The sequence below is a fragment of the Frankia sp. Hr75.2 genome (assembly GCF_949319125.1).
GTDB lineage: Bacteria > Actinomycetota > Actinomycetes > Frankiales > Frankiaceae > Parafrankia > Parafrankia soli.
Genome location: NZ_CASGGV010000310.1, coordinates 41,438 through 58,914, shown reverse-complemented (window position 1 = coordinate 58,914; position 17,477 = coordinate 41,438). Strand labels below are relative to the sequence as shown.

The window sequence follows — 17,477 nt, the reverse complement described above, 5'->3', positions numbered from 1 at the left end:
ACCGTCACGACACCGGACCGCCGGCGCGCGCCGCCCGCTCCGCAAGGTGGGTCGCGAGCACCTCGGGGCGCGACAGGTAGACCTCGTGATCGTCGGCGCCCGCCACGGTGGTCACGGGCAGATCGGCCCATTCGGCCAGCCGATCGGCGATCAGCCGGTGGAGCGGACTCGTCCCCGCCCCGACGGCCACGGTGATCCGGTCGGGCGGGAGGTCCGCCGCGGCGAAGGGGTGCGACGTGATCAGCCGGGCGTCGTCACGCACAAACGCCTCGGCGTTGACCGCCGAGCGGATCACAGCCGGATCCGTCAGATCGGCCGTGCCCCCGGAGAGCACATCGAGCGCCCGGTGGTAGGCGCCCGTCCAGTCCCCCGGGCGGCGCGCCGTGTACTCCTCGATCGGCTTCATGATCTCCGCGTGGGCGGCGGCCGCCAGCGCCAGGGCCTGTGGGGCGAGCATCGCCGCGTCTTCGGCCCCGCCGTGCACGAGCAGGATCGTCGGGCCGTCCCCGAAGATCTCGTAGGCCAGTCTGATCACAGCCGCCTCCTTTGGTTTTATCGAAGCTATATCCAATACTGGCTAGAGTAAGCGAATGACGGTCAGCCGACAGCCGCGACGCCGGTACGACGCCACCGGCCGCCAGGCCCAGGCCCGGGAGAACCGCGCCCGGGCGATCGGTGCGGCCACCGAGCTGTTCGTCCGGCAGGGCTTCGCGGCGACCTCGATGGCCCAGATAGCCGCGGCTGCCGGAGTCTCCACGCCGACCGTCTTCGCCTACTTCTCCTCGAAGATCAACCTTCTCAGGGTGGCCGTCGACGAGGCGGTCGCGGGCGACGACGAACCGGTCGCCCTGCACGAGCGGCCGGCCATGCGGGCCGTCCACGACGGCGCCACGGCCGGCGAGGTGCTCGGCGCGTTCGCGGTGGCCGCGACGGAGATCGCGCAGCGCGCCTTCCCGCTGCTGTCGGCACTGCGCCGGGCCGCGGACGTCGATCCACAGGCCGGCGAGCTCGCGCGCGACCTCGAACACCAGCGCCTGACCGGAGCGGGCATCGTCGCGGCGACCGTCGCCGATCGCCTGGGCACAGCCGCCGCGGACGACGTCGAGCGCATCCGCGACACGCTCTGGACGATCTTCTCCCCGGATGTCTACGGCCTACTGGTCCGCGAGCGCGGGTGGTCCCACGACGCCTACCGCGAGTGGGTGACAGACGCCGCGCTCGGCGCGCTGACCCCCGACCGGCCGCGCACCACCCGGCCGCCTGCCACCCAGCCGCCCGCCACGGAGCCGCCCGCCACGGAGCCACGATCAACTTCACGGGCAGAGTTCGACTGACGCCAGCACCGACGAGCCGGTCGACGCGCACCGGCGACGCGCACTATCCTTCCCTAAACTTCCATAAAGGGATCAGTCATGCCGTGAAGTTGGCATCAATAAAGAACCATAGGGATGCCGCAGGTCGAGGGGTCCGGTGGGCGAGGATTACCGCGGACAACGGGCAGTATCCAGGTCGCCACCGTGAGTTTCGACGCGCTCCTCGCCAGCGCGCACTCACGAGAAGAGGAAGAAACCGTGGCGGAGGACCTCACGATTTCCAACGGGGCGGTACCCGACGAGCTCGAACAGGTGGGCGCCGTATCCGTCCTCGTCTGCTCGCCGGAGGGTCCTCTGGTCCGTGTCGAGCAGAACGCTCTGGACATCATCGGCACCGCGATGTATCTGCGGGCCGCGTGGGCGGCGGTCCCGGTCACGCGGCTCACACCGGAGTTCTTCGAGCTCCGCAGCGGCCTGGCCGGTCAGATCCTGCAGAAGTTCGTCAACTACCAGGTCGGGCTGGCCGTGGTGGGGGACATCTCGGCGTTCACGGCGGCTAGCGGCGCCCTGCGGGACCTGGTGCGCGAGTCCAACCAGGGAGTGCACCACTGGTTCGTCCCCGACCTGGACGCCGCCCGCTCCCGACTCGCCCCGCCCGACAGGAACGGCTCCTGACCAGTCTCCTCACGTGCCCGCCCGCAGGGCGAGCCGGACGCCAAGGGGGACCTGCTTGCCGTCGAGGCTGCCCATGGTCAGCCAGGCGGTGCCGACACCGATCCGGCTCTCCCGGGCCTGCTCGACGCTCTCCCCGAAGACCACCTCGGTCGTGGTGCCCGGGCGGATCGAGGTCGCGAACGGCCTGCGCTCCGCCCTGCAGAACACGGGGCTGACCGTGAGCACCGGGCTGTCACCCGGAGTGGTCACCGCCCAGCTGCCGCCGGCACAGAAGGCGGCGGCGTACGCGGACCGGCCCGCCGAGCTGAGCACGTCGGAGCCCTCGCTGCTCCTCGACGGCTTCCGGCTCGCGTTCGCGGCGCTGGGCCTGCTGTGCCTGACCGGGATAGCGGCCGCGCTCGCCCCCCGGATCCAGTCGCGATTCGGCCGCCCGGCTGGACGCGCGTCCGGGCGCTTGTTCGGACGGCGGCGGCCCGGCCCGTGGGCGCCCCCACCGCGGCGGGCAGGACGTCCACCGTCACCTTCCGTGGAGAATGCGCCGGGTGCCGGGCGCCTCACGGGAGAAGCGACGGATCCCGCGAGAGATAAGGCGCCGCTTTCTCGGCGCGCTCCCCCGGCAGATGTCACACAAGACAACCTCTGCCCGGATGAGCCTCGGCAGACTCACGGTTCAGCCACCCCACCTAAATCGTCTGATGTATAGTGACCTCGCTGACTGACAACTTCTGGCGGCTGTTCTTCGAGACGGTCGTTGCTTCGACATCCGCTGTGGCGGCCGCGAGACGGGTGGACTGGGATGCTCAGCGTGGAGCGGGTGCGCCCCGCCTACGTCCAGGTTGCGGCTCAGCTACAGGAGCTGATCGTGCGCGGCGATCTGACCGCCGGTCAGCGCCTGCCCGTCGAGGCCGAGCTGTCGACGATGTTCGGCGTCAGCCGGTCCACGGTCCGCGAGGCGCTGCGACTGCTGTCGTCCCAGCACCTGGTCGAGACGCGGCGGGGAGTCCACGGCGGCACCTTCGTCGCGGCGCCGGACACCGGCCTGATGGGCGATTTCCTCGAGACCGGCCTCGGCCTGCTCTCGGGCGCCGACCTGGTCAGTGTGGATCAGCTGATCGAGGCCTGTGACCTGCTCGAGGTCCCGGCCGCCCGGCTGGCCGCCGTCCGGCGGACGCCCGCCCAGCTCGAGATGATCCGGAAAGCGACCACGGCCGCCGAACGGATCGAGGATCCGGTCGAACGGTACGAGGGCAGCAACGGATTCCACGCCTCGATCCTGGCCGCCTGCGGCAATCCCCTGCTGAATCTGGTGGCGACACCGGTCTTCAGCGTTCTGCGGACCCGCTTCCAGCGTTCGAGCGTCGACGCCACATTCTGGGAACGCTCCGCCCGGCAGCACCACGAGATCTACGAGGCCATCGAACGCGGCGACGCCGAACAGGCCGGAGTTCTGATGCGCGCCCACATAGACGAGTTGCGCGTTCTCGTTCCCGGCGGGGTGGAGGCCGCGCGACGGCGTACCGTCGGCACCGGATCAGTTGAGGCCGCGAGTACGATCGCCGCGGCCACCGAATCGCCGGCTGCCGCGGGCTCGGCCACCGTCTGATCGGGTTCAGGTCGCGGCGCGGCCGGTCGTCAGGACACGGCGGGTCACGAAGTCGAGAAACGCCTCGTTGAAGACCTCGGGACGTTCCAGGTAGGGAACGTGGGCGGGCCCGGTCCACGACCACCAGCTCCGAGCCCGGCAGGGCCGCATGGGCGGCGTGCGCCATCGAGATGGGGAAGGGCCCGTTCTTCGCGCCCCAGACGATCTGGACGGGCAGCCCGGGGGCGAGCTCCGCCAGCCCGGCCAGCACCAGGTCGTCGTCGACCCCGGTCTCCATGTACCGGCCGAGCCGCTCGAAGACGTCCCGGCCGGCCGGGGTGTCGTTGCGGACGGCCGGCAGGCTCTGGTCGCGCAGCCGCTGTGCGGCCCCCGCCCGCCGGTTGCCCGGGGTGGGGACGAGACCCAGGGAGCCCACAAGCACGAGCGCGGCGACCCGCTCCGGATGGTGCACCGTGCACCAGGCGACCGCGCCAGCCCCGAACGAGGCGCCCACGATCTTTCGGCCGGTCAAGAGCGTCACCGGCCTCAGTGGCCTCCGCTGCCTCCGCTGCCTCCGCGGCGTCGAGGCTGTCGAGGGCGTCGAGCACGCCGCCGATGACCTTGAAGTTCTCGTCCGCCGGCGCCTGGCCGGCCAGAAAGATCAGCCCGTTCGAACTAATGATCTTGACGACGTGGCTGTAGCTGCACCCCACCGTGCTCCACGCGCCCGCCGGGTTCAGGCACTCCCGCTCCATCGCACCGCTCCTCGCCCCGACTCCACTCAGCCCGGACGACCCCGGCCGAACTCGCAGACCGCTAATGTCTGACTTATATGTCGCGACCAGATTTCGACCCTTATCTGTTATGTAATAGCATCTTGGACGGCAAAATAGAGTGAAAGACTTATTATCCGACTTAATTTGTATCGAGCACTGGGACGACCCGGGCGAACATGAGGAGCAAGGAGACGGCGCCGAGGTCGTGGACCTCGCCGGCCTCGTACTGGCGCCCGGCTTCATCGACCCGCACACGCACTACAACGCGCAGATCCTCTGGGACGGCGAGCTCACCCCGACCTCCTGGCACGGCATCACGACGGTCATCTACGGCAACTGCGGGCTCGGCGTCGCCCCGCTGCGCCCGGACCAGCGCGGCACGATGGGCTCCACCCTGGAGAATGTCGAGGGCATGTCCCGCGAAATGCCCGACGCCGGGATCGAGTGGTCGTTCGAGACGTTCCCCGAGTAAGTCGCCGCCATCGACCGGCGGCGCAAGCGGCTCAACGTCGGCACGTTCATCACCCACACCCCGCTGCGGATGTTCGTGCTGGGTCCGGGAGAAGGGCGCGCTCGGTCTCACCGAGGCGGTCTGGCGCCTCACCGGCCAGCCCGCCGAGGTCTTCGGCCTCACCGACCGCGGCCTGATCAGGCCCCGCTACGCGGCCGACCTGGTCGCGTTTGCCCCGGCACCGTCGGCGACGACGATCCCGTCCGGGTCTGGGACCTCCCCGCCCGCGGCGACCGGCTGATCGCCGGGACCCACGGCATCGCCGGAGTCTGGGTCAACGGCATGGCGATCTCCCGCGACGGCACGGACGTCGACGGCGCTTATCCCGGCGTGCTTGTCCGGCCCACCGCACAGGGCTTCGGGTCCGCGGAGGTCGCGGGTCCGAATAGGGTTGCGAGCAGTGGCGGAGCGGGCGCGCTGGGCTGGACTGGGCGGAGCGCGGGTGGCAGAGGAGACGGTGTGGATCTCGAGCTGGCGGGCAAGGTCGTCCTGATCACCGGCGGCTCGGACGGGCTCGGCGCCGCGTTGGTGCGCACCCTCGCCGCGGAGGGGGCGCGTGTCGCGTTCTGCGCCCGCGACGCGGACCGCCTCAACCGCCTCGCTGCCGAGGTGGCACCGACCGCCGCGGCCGGCGCGGAGTTCCTGCCCGTCCCCGCGGACGTCACCCGCCTGGCCGACCTCGAGCGGTTCGTCGAGCAGGCCGTCGGCCGCTGGGGGCGGATCGACGGCCTGGTGAACAACGCCGGGCGCAGCGCCGCCGGGCCGTTCGCGTCGCACACCGACGAGGTCTGGGACGCCGACCTGCAGCTCAAGGTGCACAGCACCGTCCGGCTGACCCGGTTGGCGCTGCCGCACCTGCGCGCGGCCGGCGGCGGCTCCGTGATCAACACGCTGGCCATTGCCGCGAAGACCCCCGGCGCCGGATCGACCCCCACCTCGGTCTCCCGGGCGGCCGGGCTCGCCCTCACCAAGGCGCTGTCCAAGGAACTCGGCCCGGACGGAATCCGGGTGAACGCGGTGCTGATCGGGCTGCTGGAGAGCGGCCAGTGGGACCGCCGCGCAGCCGAGCGAGGCATCGGCGTGGACGAGCTGTACGCCGAGCTGAGCCGGGGCTCCGACATCCCCCTCGGACGAGTCGGCCGCGCCCAGGACTTCGCGGACCTCGCGGCCTTCCTGCTCTCCCCCCGCGCCGGTTATCTGACCGGCGTCGGCATCAACCTCGACGGGGGCCTCTCGCCGGCGCCCTGATCCTCGTCGCCAGGGTCCTGGCCACCGGGATCCTTGTCGCCGGGATCCTTGTCGCCAGGAAAAAGCGGCGATTGCACGCTTTAACACGCTCGGTCCGGGCAGCAGACGTACGAACCCCGAGATCGCCCCGCAGCGTGGAGGAACATCGTGAGCCTGATACACAGCCTGCTCGAAGGCCTCGACGACGGCGACCGTGACCGGACCGTCGGGCTCATCAACAGCAGCATCACCGCCGACCTGGCGAACGTCGCCGCCGGCGCCGGCCCCGCCCGGCAGGTGGACGTCGGCACGCGCTCGCGGGCCCGTCGCTCCGGCGGCGGATCGCGCTCCGGCTCCCGTTCCAAGTCCGGGCGCTGAACCGCCCGAAGCTCCGCCCCTACGACGACAACACTCCCAAAAAACAGGGACAAAGCACCAAAAATTTGACGAGATCACTGGATCCTCCGGCGTGGACAGTTCGAGATGTCCGATTGCGGTACTAGGTTCTGGTCGTTCGGCCTGCTCCCTCCTTCCGACGGGCCGTCCGCGTCTCACGGCAACCGCCCGCGGGACGCGCCGACCGCCCGGAACCACATGCCCTCCCTGGCCTGTGGCGGCCCGACGCCAGGGGGAAGATGCGCCTCGTCCACGCCGCGGACATCCATCTCGACAGCCCCCTTCGGGGACTGACCCGGCTGGGTGACGGCGACCTGGCCCACCTGCTGCGGCAGGCAACCCGGCGGGCCCTGGCGAACCTCGTCGACCTCAGCGTCGACCGGGCGGCGGACGCGCTCCTGCTCGCCGGGGACGTCTACGACGGAACCTGGCGGGACTACGCGACCGGCCGGTTCTTCGTCGAGCAGATGGGCCGCCTGCGCGACGCCGACATCCCCGTCTACATGATCTCCGGCAACCACGACGCCGAGAGCGAGATCACCCGGTCGCTGACCCTGCCCCCGAACGTCCGGGTGTTCGCCTCGGACCGGCCGGGCACGCATGTGGCGGACGACCTCGGGCTGGCTGTGCACGGGCAGAGCTACGCGACCGCCGCCGTCCACGACAATCTCGTCCAGCGCTACCCGGACGCCCTGGCCGGGCTGGTGAACGTCGGCCTGCTGCACACTGCCGCCGACGGCGCCGAAGGCCATGCCAACTACGCCCCGTGCTCGGAGGACGACCTGGCCCGCACGGGCTACGACTACTTCGCCCTCGGCCATGTCCACTCCCATCGCGTCGTTCACGGCGGCCCACTTCCCGGCGGCACGGCGACCCGCGGGGACGGGCCCGGGGGCCGCCAGGTCGCCGCGTTCAGCGGCAATCTCCAGGGCCGCACCCCGCGGGAGAGCGGGCCAAAGGGCGCCCTCGTCGTCGAGATCCCCCAGGACGGCCCCGCCCGCATCGAGCACGTCCCCTGCGACGTGGCCCGCTGGGCTGTCCTCACCGTCGACACCGCCGGCGCCGACACCCTCGACGACGTCCTGGGCCGGGTCACGGCCGAACTGCGGGCGGCGCGGGACTCCGCGGGAGACCGTCCGGTCGTCGCGCGCACCGTGCTCACCGGCGCGTCGCGGGCCGCCGCGGGTCTTGCCGACGCCGAACGGCTGCGCGAGGAGCTCCGCACGGTCGCCGACGGCCTGCAGGTCTGTCTGGAGAAGATCGTCAACCGGGTGACCGACCCGCGGCCGGCCGGCGCCGTCGACCCCGAGCTGGTCGCCGCCGTACGCGCGGCCTGCGACGATCTGGGCACCCGCCCCGAGGACCTCGCGCAGTGGATCGGCCCCCTGGACCGCGAGGTCGGACGGCTGCTGCGCGGAGCCGACCTGCTCGACCTGGGCGATCCCCGCACACTCGCCGACCTCGCCCGGCGCGCCGGGGACGGCCTGCTCGCGCGCCTCTCCGGAGACGACGCCTGATGCGGGTCCGCGCGCTCGGCCTGGATCGCTACGGTGCTTTCGAGGACCGGCGGATCGAGTTCGGCCGTGGGCTGACGGTGGTCGTCGGCGCGAACGAGGCCGGCAAGTCGACGACGCTCGACGCCCTGTCGGACCTGCTGTGGACCTTCCGCGGCACCCGGCGGAGCTTCCAGTTCGGCCAGGGCGCGCTGAGTCTGACGGCCGACCTCGAACTGCCCACGACGCATCCGGCCGAGCTCCCGCCGTCGTCCCAGGAGACGGGGCCGGCCCGGCAGGCGCCGCCGGCCAGGGTCGAGGTCAGGCGGCGCAACAGCGGTCTGCAGACCGTTGACGACGGCGCGGTCTTCCTCCCCTCGTGGGGTTCCGGTGGCGCCGACGCGCGTCGGCGCTGGCGGCAGGCGTTCGGGCTGTCCCACGCCGAGCTGCGGGCAGGTGGCGCAAGTGTCTTCGAGGGCACCGGCGACCTGGCCGAGCTCGTCTTCACCGCGCGCAGCGGGCGGGCGGTCCGCGGCCTGCTCGACACGCTCGCCGCGGAGATGGACTCCCTGTACAAGGCCCACCGCAACAACAAGAGCGTCCGGGTCCGCACCGCGCTGGTGGACTACGAGCGGCTGGCCGAGCAGGCGGCGTCCGCCATGACCCGCGCGGCCCATGTCGACGATGCCCGCCGGGAGCAGGCGCTGCGCCGCCGCGACGCGCAGGCGGCCGCGGTGGCGACCCGAGCCGCCGCCGACCGCCGCTCCCGCCTGGAACGGTGGGTGCGCGCAGCCCCACATGCCCGGGAGCTGGTCGTGCTCCGGGAACGCCACGCCGCGCTGCTCGCCGCGGGTGTGGCCCTCACCGCCGAGGAGACGGCGCTGTTCGACGCCAGCGTGCGGGAAGCCGCGACGGCCGAGGCCGACCTCGACCGGCTGACCGCCGATCTGCTCGACCGCCGGGCCGCGCGGGAGGCGCTGACGACCGACGAGTCCATGCTCGCCGACGGCGAGATGATCACCCGGCTGGAGCAGTCCCGCGTGGCGCGGCTCGGCGACGGCGCCGACGCCCGCGCGCTCGAGAACGAGGCCGCGCGCCACGCGGACTCCGCCCGTGCGCTCCTGCTCGACCTGGCCGGTCCGGGCGACCCGCGCACCGCCGCCGAGCTCCTGGCCGACCTGCACGTGCCGCGTGACCTCGCGGCCCAGCTCGACGCGCTCGCCGTGACGGTCGGCGAGCTGACCGACGAGCTGCGCCGCGCCGAGGACGCGCTCGCCGCCGCCCGCCTGCGCCGCGACGGCACCGACCAGTCCCCGGGCCACGACCCGGCGTCGATCAGCCAGCTGAAGGCGGTACTCGGCGCGATAGCCGGCGAGGGCTCGGCGACCGCGCTGACCAGGGCGGCTGTCGACGAGGCGGCCCGCGCTGTCCGCGACCGCCGGGAGGCGCTGCGCCGCGCCGGCGCCCGCGACCCGGACGGCCCGCCGCCCGGGATGCCCGGGCGCGACGAGATCCGGCTGGCGCGCGACCGGCTCGACGCCGCAGAAATGGCCCTCGCCCGCCGCGAGGAGGAGCTCGTCGGCGCCACCCGGGACCTCGAGCTCACGCAGAGCCGGGTCGCCGACGCCGACGGCCGCGACCTCCCGGACCAGGCCACGCTCGACCGGGCCCGCGCGACCCGCGAGGAGCTCTGGAACCTGCTGGTCGACGCGGCCGGCGGCCTGCCGCCCGCGACCGACGGCCGGACCCCCGCCCCGGCCGTTGGCGGGGTGCCACCAGTCGGCGGCCGGCTGACGCCGGAGCGGGCTCGCGAGCTGCTCCCGGTCATCGCCGCCGGAATCGCCCGCGCCGACGAGGTCGCGGATCAGCTCATCCGCCACGCCGATCTGGCCGCCCGGCGGGCCCAGCTCCACCGGGACGCCGACCTCGCGCACGAACGGGCCACCTCGGCGCTCGCCGCCACCACGGCCGCCGCCGAGGCAGCCGATCAAGCCCGCGCGGCGTGGGAGGGCCACTGGCACGAGCCAGGCCTGGCCGTGCCCTCTCGGGCGGACGCGGACGACGTCCAGCGGGCTGTTGACGAGGCGCACCGGGCGCACGCGGAGCTGCTCGCCGCGGAGACCCGCATCGCCCGGCTGGGTGCCCAGGCCGACGCCCAGCGGACCGCGCTCGCCCAGGCCCTCGCCGAGGTCGGCCTCGCCCGGGTGGACGCCGACCTCGACAGTCTTCTCACCTGCGCGCAGACCGTACTCGCGGACGACGACCTCGCACAGGTCCGCCGGGCTGACGCCGCCCACTTCGGGCGGGCCGTCGAGGAGGCCGAACGCGAACGGGACAAGCGGCGCGAGGAGCTGCTCGGCGCCGAGGGCGACTGGGACAACCTCGTCCGGGCGGCCGGGCTGGCTTCGGTCACCGACCCGCGGGGCTGGACCGAACGGCGGGGCGTGCTCGCGCAGGCGGTGGCTCTGCACGAGCAGGCCGACCGCGCCGCGCGGGACGCCGAGCGTGCCGCCGGCCGCCATCGGGCGTTCGCCGCGGACGTCCGCGAGCTCTCGGCCCGTCATGGCCTCCTGCACCGCTCGCGCGGCCAGCGCCCCGACACCGACACCAGCGCCGGGGCCGGGGCCGGGGCCGGGAGTGGGGCTGGGAGTGAAACCGGAACTGGCGGCGAACGTCTCGCGGCGGGCCCAGTCGCGCCCGACAGGCCGGGCGATGAGGCCGACGAGCTGGCCGATCTGCTCGATCAGCTCAGCGCACGGCACCAGGCGAGCATCGAGAGCCGTACCCGCCGCGCGGAGATCGACCAGGCGGTCGCCACCCTGAACACCCGGGTCGCCGCCGCGACGCTGCTGCGGGACAGCGCCGTCGGCCGCCTCGACGAGTTGCGCGCGCAGGTCGTCCTCGCGCCCGGTCAGCAACTGGCCGACGCGGCGGACCGCGGCCGGGACCTCGCCGGGATCACGGCGGCGATGACCGCCACCGAAGGCCTGCTGCGCGCCGCGGCACCCGGCGACGAGCTCGAAGCCGTCGTCGGCGCGCTGGCCGCGAGCACCGACGAGGACCTCGCCGCCGACCTCACCGCCGCGCGCGACGAGCACGAGCGCCGCACGGCCGCGCAGACAGAGGCGTGGACGGCCGTCGGGACGGTCGAACGGCATCTGCGGGATCTCGAGAGCGGCGCGGCCACCGGCGAGCTGCACGCCCGTGCGCAGGAGTCCCTGGCGCTCGTAGCCGAGACGGCGGAGCGCTACGTCATCGCGCGCATCCAGTACGAGACGCTTGGCCGTGAGCTGGAGTCCTACGAGCGCCGTCACGCGTCCCCCCTGCTCGCGGACGCGGGACGCCTGCTCGAACGGCTCACCGAGGGCCGCTACGTCGCCCTGCGGGCCATCGATCGCGGCGACGGCGCCCGGACGCTGCGGGTCGTCCGCGCCGACGAGGACGAGCTCGGCCCGGGCGAGCTTTCCGAGGGCACGGCCGACCAGGTGTTCCTGGCCCTGCGCCTGGCGGCGATCGACCAGCTCCAGCGGGAGCGGACCAGCCGCGGCGAACCCACGCTGCCGGTCGTGCTCGACGACGTCCTGATGACGTTCGACGACACGCGCGCCGAGGCGGCACTTCGCGTGCTGGCCGAGATCTCCGGGCGCTGGCAGATCATTCTGCTGACGCACCACGAGCATCTCACCGACCTGGCACGAGCGGTGGGTGCGCAGCTGCGCGCCGACGGACCAGGACAGACGGACGGCGCCTTGACCCCACCTGGCGACGCCGAGCGGGTCACGATCAGCTATCTGCCGGGGGCGAACGTGCTCACGCCCACCAGAGATGCGGAGCAGATCCGGACGCTGGCCACGCACGTCGTCCCGCCCGACCCCGGCACCGGTGAGTCCGGCGGAGCCCCGGCTCTCGCCGTGACGGCAGCGAGCGGGGGTGGGAACGGAAGCGCGGCCGCCGGCCGGGACGCCGGGAGGATCCGCGCCTGGGCCCGCCAGAACGGATTCGAGGTCGGCGACCGCGGCCGCATTCCCCGGGAGATCCTCGACGCGTTCGCCGACGCGCACTCCGTCTGATCCCCGCCCGGACGCCCGGACCGGCACCAGCAGACCCGGCGGCCGGGGGTGCCGGGGTGGCGGCCCGGTACCGTCGGATACGGCGGCCGGACGTCCAGGCCGTGCGCCGACCAGCCAGCCACGGCGGGCCCGGCGGGACCGCCCGTGCAACGGCTTTGCAGCAGAACCACAGACCGGAGGCAGGAACCCGCGATGACCGGGAGTCAGAAGATCGCATATCAGGGCGAGCCGGGAGCCAACTCCCACATCGCCTGCCGCGACGTCTACCCCGACTTCGAGGCGGTACCGTTCCAGACCTTTGAGGAGTGCTTCACCGCGCTGGAGGACGGCACGGTCGGTCTGGCGATGATCCCGGTGGAGAACTCGACCGCGGGCCGGGTCGCCGACATCCACCATCTGCTGCCGAACTCCTCCGTGCACATCATCGGTGAGTTCTTCCTGCCCATACGCCATCAGCTCCTCGGGCTGCCGCGGGCGACCATGGACGATCTGAAGACCGTGCACAGCCATCCGCAGGCCCTGGCCCAGTGCCGCAACGCGATCCGCGGGCTCGGGCTCACCGCCGTGCCCGCCGCGGACACCGCGGGCAGCGCCCGCGAGGTCGCCGAGTGGGGTGACGTGACGAAGGCTGCCGTCGCCTCGCGGCTGGCAGCCGAGGAATACGGCCTGCAGGTGCTCCGGCCCGACCTCGAGGACGAGGATCACAACACGACCCGCTTCCTCATCCTGTCGAACGAGCGCCTGCGGGCCGCGGCCGGCGTCGGACCGATCGTGACCACCTTCGTGTTCAAGGTGCGCAACATGCCGGCCGCGCTGTACAAGGCTCTCGGCGGTTTCGCCACCAACGGCATCAACATGACGAAGCTCGAAAGCTGCATGATCAGCGGCGAGTTCGTGGCGACGCAGTTCCTCGCCGACATCGAGGGCAGCCCGGAGGATCCCGCGGTGGAACGCGCCTTCGCCGAACTCGGCTTCTTCGCCGACTACCGCATCCTCGGTGTCTACCGCGCCAGCCGATACCGCGAGCGGTTCGACCCCCTGCGACTGAGCTCGTAACCGGTCATGCGGCGAGCGTTCCAGCAGGTGGACGTCTTCACGTCCGGCAGTTGCCTGGGCAATCCCGTCGCGGTCGTCCTCGACGCCGAGGGGCTGCCCAGTGCGGCGATGCGCCGCTTCGCCGCCTGGACGAACCTTTCCGAGACAACGTTCGTCCAGGCCCCGACGGCACCCGGGGCCGACTACCGGGTGCGCATCTTCACGCCGACGGCCGAGCTTCCGTTCGCGGGTCATCCCACTCTGGGGACATGCCACGCCTGGCTGACATCCGGCCACACGCCGCGCGATCCCGACCGGATCGTGCAGGAATGTGAGGCGGGGCTGATCACCGTCCGTCGCGACGACGCCTCGGGACTGGCCTTCTCGGGACCGCCGCTGCTGCGTTACGAGCCCGCCGACACCGAACTCGTGCGGCACCTCGCCGAGATGCTCCGCCTCGACCCGGCGGACATCCTCGCCGCGCAGTGGGTGGACAACGGCCCGGGCTGGGTCGGCGTGCTGCTCGACTCCGCCGCGGCCGTGCTCGCGATCCGCCCGGGCGCCGTCGACCTGGCCGTGGGGGTTGTCGGGCCACACCCGCCCGGCGGGCCGGGCGCCTTCGAAGTCCGCGCCTTCACGCCCCAGATCACCACTGTCGAGGACCCGGTGACCGGCAGCCTCAACGCCTCCCTCGCGACCTGGCTGTTCGACATCGGCAAGGCGGACGGGGCGTATGTCGTCAGCCAGGGGACGCTGCTCGGGCGGGAGGGCAGGGTCCGTCTCTCCCGTGATCCGGACGGGTCGGTGTGGGTCGGTGGCGACACTGTCACCTGTATCTCGGGGACCGTGGACCTCTGACAGGCGCCGACCCCCGGCCTGACCGGGAGGCACCTGCTCGCGAGCCACAGCCACCCGAGCCACGGCGACGCAAGTTACGGACCCGCGAGCCACGGGCACGCCGCCGAGACGGCACGGGAGCCGGCCTACCGTGGAGTCATGTGTCGCAACATCACTGAGCTGCGCGGACTCGAGCCTCCCGCGACCGACGAGGAGATCGAGGCGGCTGCCCGGCAGTTTGTCCGGAAGGTGAGCGGCCTGCGCCAGCCACCGCCCGCCGCGGCCGGGGCCTTCGAGGCGGCGGTGGCCGAGGTGTCCGCGAGCGTCCACCGCCTGCTCAGGGAGCTGCCCGCGCGCCGCCAGCCGCCCGGGACAGTGCCGCCGCTGCGCCGACCAGAGGTACGGGCCCGCCTCGAGCACTGAACCCCCAGGCCCGCCCGATGTTCGCCCTTGCCACATCATGGACATATCCCGCATGACGTCTGCTCCCGGACGGTATCCACGAGGCGCGTCGAGAGGCAGGCCATGCGGTTCGACGATTCGTCGGTCGACACGTCCCAGCTCGAGGACAGACGCGGCGGCGGCCTGGGCCGCGGTGCCGCCATCGGCGGCGGTGGTGCCGGCCTGGTCGGCCTGCTCATCTACCTGGTGGTGGCCGTGCTCGGCGGCGGCGACGGGACGGGCGCGAACGGAACGGGCAGCGACGGGTCGGGGGGTGCGCAGCCGGGCACCGAACAGGGCACGACGGGCAGCGACATCGCCACCCGTTGCAACACTGCCGGCGCCCTGGACCATTACGACGACTGCTTCGTCCTCAAGGTCTTCAACGAGGTGAACGAGGTCTGGACGGCCCAGTTCGCCCGGGCCGGCCAGCAGTACTCCGACCCGCGGCTGGTCTACTTCTCCGACGCGGTCTCGACCGGATGCGGAACGGCGTCCGCGCAGATTGGGCCCTTCTACTGCCCACCCGACCGACGGGTCTTCATCGATCTCGGGTTCCTCGAGCAGCTCCAGCGGGACTTCGGGGCGCAGGGCCGGTACGCGCAGGCCTACATCGTCGCTCACGAGGTCGGGCACCACATCCAGACGATCACCGGAACCGAGCAGCGGCTGCGCGAGGCGCAGAACGCCGGCCCGTCCCGCCGCAACGCGCTGTCGGTGCAGCTCGAACTGCAGGCCGACTGCTACGCCGGGGTGTGGAGCACGCTGGCGAACTCCGCCGGCAACGTCACGATCAACGAATCTGAGCTCGACGAGGCGCTCCGGGCGGCCGAGGCCGTGGGCGATGACCGGATCCAGGCCTCGGCCGGCGGCCGCGTCGACCCGGAGTCGTGGACCCACGGCTCGGCGGAGCAGCGAAGTGAGGCCTTCCTGAACGGCTACCGGGGCGCCTCGATGGCGGCGTGCGACACCGTCCCGGCCTGAGTCGGCACGGCGCGTCCCCGCGACGGGACGTCCGCCCGACCCGATACATCGCAGCAGAAATCGCTGATAGAAAGGGCGAATGGGCGTCAATTCACCGGCTGCCAGCAGCCGGTATCCGGACCGATCTGTGGACGCCAGGAGAAGATCGTGATCTCCCGTGTGAGCATCGGCCATATTCATGCCTCCGCGCCGGCGAAATCCGGGCCGCCGAAGGACACTCCCCCGAAACCCGCGCCGCCGCCGATGCCGGGCTGGCGCAGGTTCCTCATCCCGGTCGGGCTGCTCGTCACGGTGATGCTGCTGATCGCTCCGAGCCTGTTCGCCACCCAGCCGGATTCGCTGACCTACTCCGATTTCGTGGGTCGAGTCGACAGCGGCGTGGTGCGCTCGGTCACCATCGACGACCGCGGTGGTGTCGACGGCACGCTGACCGACGGCACTGACTTCACCACCCAGATCCCCACCGCACTCGACACAACCGCGCTCGAACGTCAGCTCGCCGCCAAGAAGGTGCAGATCACGGCCACCAGGACGGGCACGTCGTTCTGGTCGGTGGTGCTGAGCTTCCTCCCGCTGCTGCTCCTGATCGGTTTCTTCGTGTGGTCCGGCCGCATGGCCCGGCGCCAGCTCTCCGGCGGCGGCGCGCTCGGAATGTTCAGCCGCTCCCGAGCGAAGATCACCGAGGCGGACCGGCCGGAGACCCGCTTCAGTGACGTTGCCGGCTACGAGGGTGCGAAGCAGGAGATCAGCGAGGTCGTCGACTTCCTGCGCAATCCCGACCAGTATCTTGAGGTCGGCGCACACGGCCCGCGCGGCGTGCTGATGGTCGGCCCGCCCGGCACCGGCAAGACCCTGCTCGCGCGCGCCGTCGCCGGCGAGGCCGAGGTGCCGTTCCTCTCGATCACCGGCTCGGGCTTCGTCGAGATGTTCGTCGGTGTCGGCGCATCCCGGGTGCGGGACCTCTTCACCGAGGCTCGCAAGCGGGCGCCGTCCATCATCTTCATCGACGAGATCGACGCCATCGGCGGCCGGCGCGGCTCCAGCGCGTTCGGCGGGTCCAACGACGAGCGCGAGCAGACGCTGAACCAGCTCCTCGCCGAGATGGACGGGTTCGAGTCCACGTCGGGCGTGGTCGTCCTCGCCGCCACGAACCGCCCCGAGACCCTTGACCACGCGCTGCTGCGCCCGGGTCGGTTCGACCGCCAGGTCACGGTGCCGCTGCCGACCCAGTCCGAACGGGCCGAGATCCTCGCCGTGCACACCCGTGGCAAGGCACTCACCGATGACGCCGACCTCACCCGGATCGCCCGGGGCACGCCCGGATTCTCCGGCGCGGACCTGGCCAGCCTCGTCAACGAGGCGGCGATCAACGCCGTCCGCGACGGACGTTCGGTGGTCAGCGCCGCCGATCTCGACGCCGCACGTGACCGCATTCTCCTCGGACGGCGCGATGCCTCGAACGCCCTGCTCCCGGACGAGAAGCGGTCCGTCGCCGTGCACGAGTCGGGCCATGCCCTGGTGGCGGCGCTCTGCGACGACGCCGACCCGGTCTCGAAGGTGACCATCCTTCCCGCAGGCATGGCGCTCGGCGTCACCCAGCAGCTCCCCGAGGCCGAGCGGCACCTCTACTCCGAGGCCTATCTGCTGGACAGCCTGGCCGTGCGGCTCGGCGGTCGGGCGGCCGAGCTGGTGGTGTTCGGCCACGGCTCCACCGGTGCCTCGAACGACCTGGCCGGCGCGACCCAACTCGCCACCCGGATGGTGCGTGAGTTCGGGCTGTCGGAGGAGATCGGACCGGTGGGCTACTCGTCCGACGGGCCCAACTTCCTCGGCGGGGACGACCTCATGGCCCGCCCCTACTCGGAGCAGACGCAACGAGTGATCGACGCCGAGGTGGCACGGCTGCTGCGGGAGGCTCAGGCGCGAGCCATCGACCTGCTGCGCATGCATCGGAACGCACTCGACGCCCTGACTGCGCGCCTGCTGGAACGGGAGACCATCGACGGCACAGTGGTAGAGGAGCTCGCCGCCGCGTCGATGGCGAGCTTCACGCGCAGCCCGAACGGAGACGGCTCGGGGGAAGGTCCGGACGGCGGCATCCCACCGCAGATCTCCCTGCAGACCTGATCCCCCTGGA

At 72.3% G+C, this 17,477-nt stretch carries 17 protein-coding genes; 14 read left to right on the top strand and 3 right to left on the bottom strand.

All coding sequences use genetic code 11. The features are described from left to right. Positions 1-4 precede the first annotated feature (4 nt). Positions 5-535 carry a hypothetical protein gene (locus AC559T_RS26580; protein WP_498870465.1) on the bottom strand — a complete coding sequence of 177 codons (531 nt, stop codon included), beginning with the start codon at positions 533-535 and terminating at the stop codon, positions 5-7. Between the two features lie 55 nt (positions 536-590). Here AC559T_RS26580 and AC559T_RS26575 point away from each other — a divergent pair, with 55 nt between their 5' ends. Further along, entirely contained in the window at positions 591-1,334 is a 744-nt protein-coding gene (locus AC559T_RS26575) for a TetR/AcrR family transcriptional regulator (protein ID WP_498870464.1), read from the top strand. 183 nt (positions 1,335-1,517) lie between these two features. Continuing rightward, a complete protein-coding gene (locus AC559T_RS26570; RefSeq protein WP_235013875.1) occupies positions 1,518-1,988 on the top strand; it encodes a DUF4180 domain-containing protein in 471 nt (156 codons plus the stop codon). A 9-nt stretch (positions 1,989-1,997) separates the two neighbouring features. Here the strand turns inward: AC559T_RS26570 and AC559T_RS26565 are convergent, their stop codons facing one another. Next, positions 1,998-2,300 (bottom strand): hypothetical protein, encoded by a 303-nt coding sequence (locus tag AC559T_RS26565; RefSeq protein WP_498870463.1) that lies wholly within the window; start codon positions 2,298-2,300, stop codon positions 1,998-2,000. Positions 2,301-2,784: 484 nt separating this feature from the next. Here AC559T_RS26565 and AC559T_RS26560 point away from each other — a divergent pair, with 484 nt between their 5' ends. Beyond that, complete coding sequence (locus AC559T_RS26560) at positions 2,785-3,591, top strand: FadR/GntR family transcriptional regulator (RefSeq protein WP_112105865.1); 807 nt, start codon at positions 2,785-2,787, stop codon at positions 3,589-3,591. Between the two features lie 6 nt (positions 3,592-3,597). On the opposite strand, the gene AC559T_RS26555 is transcribed toward AC559T_RS26560, so the two are convergent. Further along, positions 3,598-3,741 (bottom strand): hypothetical protein, encoded by a 144-nt coding sequence (locus AC559T_RS26555; RefSeq protein ID WP_160144255.1) that lies wholly within the window; start codon positions 3,739-3,741, stop codon positions 3,598-3,600. A 723-nt stretch (positions 3,742-4,464) separates the two neighbouring features. On the opposite strand from AC559T_RS26555, the gene AC559T_RS26550 reads away from it, so the two are divergent. From AC559T_RS26550 to ftsH, 11 genes are all read left to right on the top strand, one after another. After that, entirely contained in the window at positions 4,465-4,818 is a 354-nt protein-coding gene (locus AC559T_RS26550; protein ID WP_498870462.1) for an amidohydrolase family protein, read from the top strand. Then, entirely contained in the window at positions 4,748-5,098 is a 351-nt protein-coding gene (locus tag AC559T_RS26545) for an amidohydrolase family protein (RefSeq protein WP_498870461.1), read from the top strand. Before AC559T_RS26550 ends, AC559T_RS26545 begins: the two co-directional genes overlap by 71 nt. Before the next feature lie 218 nt (positions 5,099-5,316). Continuing rightward, complete coding sequence (locus tag AC559T_RS26540) at positions 5,317-6,105, top strand: SDR family oxidoreductase (protein ID WP_071065578.1); 789 nt, start codon at positions 5,317-5,319, stop codon at positions 6,103-6,105. Between the two features lie 147 nt (positions 6,106-6,252). Then, positions 6,253-6,462: a hypothetical protein gene (locus AC559T_RS26535; protein ID WP_112105864.1), complete on the top strand. Its 210-nt coding sequence runs from the start codon at positions 6,253-6,255 to the stop codon at positions 6,460-6,462. Between the two features lie 257 nt (positions 6,463-6,719). Continuing rightward, on the top strand, positions 6,720-7,997 hold the full coding sequence (locus AC559T_RS26530) for a metallophosphoesterase family protein (protein WP_112105863.1): 1,278 nt from the start codon (positions 6,720-6,722) through the stop codon (positions 7,995-7,997). Continuing rightward, complete coding sequence (locus tag AC559T_RS26525) at positions 7,997-12,043, top strand: AAA family ATPase (RefSeq protein WP_498870460.1); 4,047 nt, start codon at positions 7,997-7,999, stop codon at positions 12,041-12,043. The genes AC559T_RS26530 and AC559T_RS26525 overlap by 1 nt, the downstream gene beginning before the upstream one ends. A 192-nt stretch (positions 12,044-12,235) precedes the next feature. Beyond that, on the top strand, positions 12,236-13,099 hold the full coding sequence (locus AC559T_RS26520; protein WP_020459592.1) for a prephenate dehydratase: 864 nt from the start codon (positions 12,236-12,238) through the stop codon (positions 13,097-13,099). A gap of 6 nt (positions 13,100-13,105) precedes the next feature. Continuing rightward, positions 13,106-13,936, top strand: coding sequence for a PhzF family phenazine biosynthesis protein (locus AC559T_RS26515; protein ID WP_498870459.1), 831 nt, complete (start codon positions 13,106-13,108; stop codon positions 13,934-13,936). A 138-nt stretch (positions 13,937-14,074) separates the two neighbouring features. Beyond that, positions 14,075-14,338 (top strand): DUF2277 domain-containing protein, encoded by a 264-nt coding sequence (locus AC559T_RS26510; protein ID WP_112105860.1) that lies wholly within the window; start codon positions 14,075-14,077, stop codon positions 14,336-14,338. 102 nt (positions 14,339-14,440) lie between these two features. Further along, entirely contained in the window at positions 14,441-15,340 is a 900-nt protein-coding gene (gene ypfJ / locus AC559T_RS26505) for a KPN_02809 family neutral zinc metallopeptidase (protein ID WP_498870458.1), read from the top strand. A gap of 147 nt (positions 15,341-15,487) precedes the next feature. Next, the gene (gene ftsH / locus AC559T_RS26500) at positions 15,488-17,467 is read left to right on the top strand and encodes an ATP-dependent zinc metalloprotease FtsH (protein ID WP_112105858.1); all 1,980 of its coding nucleotides are present in this window, start codon (positions 15,488-15,490) and stop codon (positions 17,465-17,467) included. Positions 17,468-17,477: the final 10 nt, after the last annotated feature.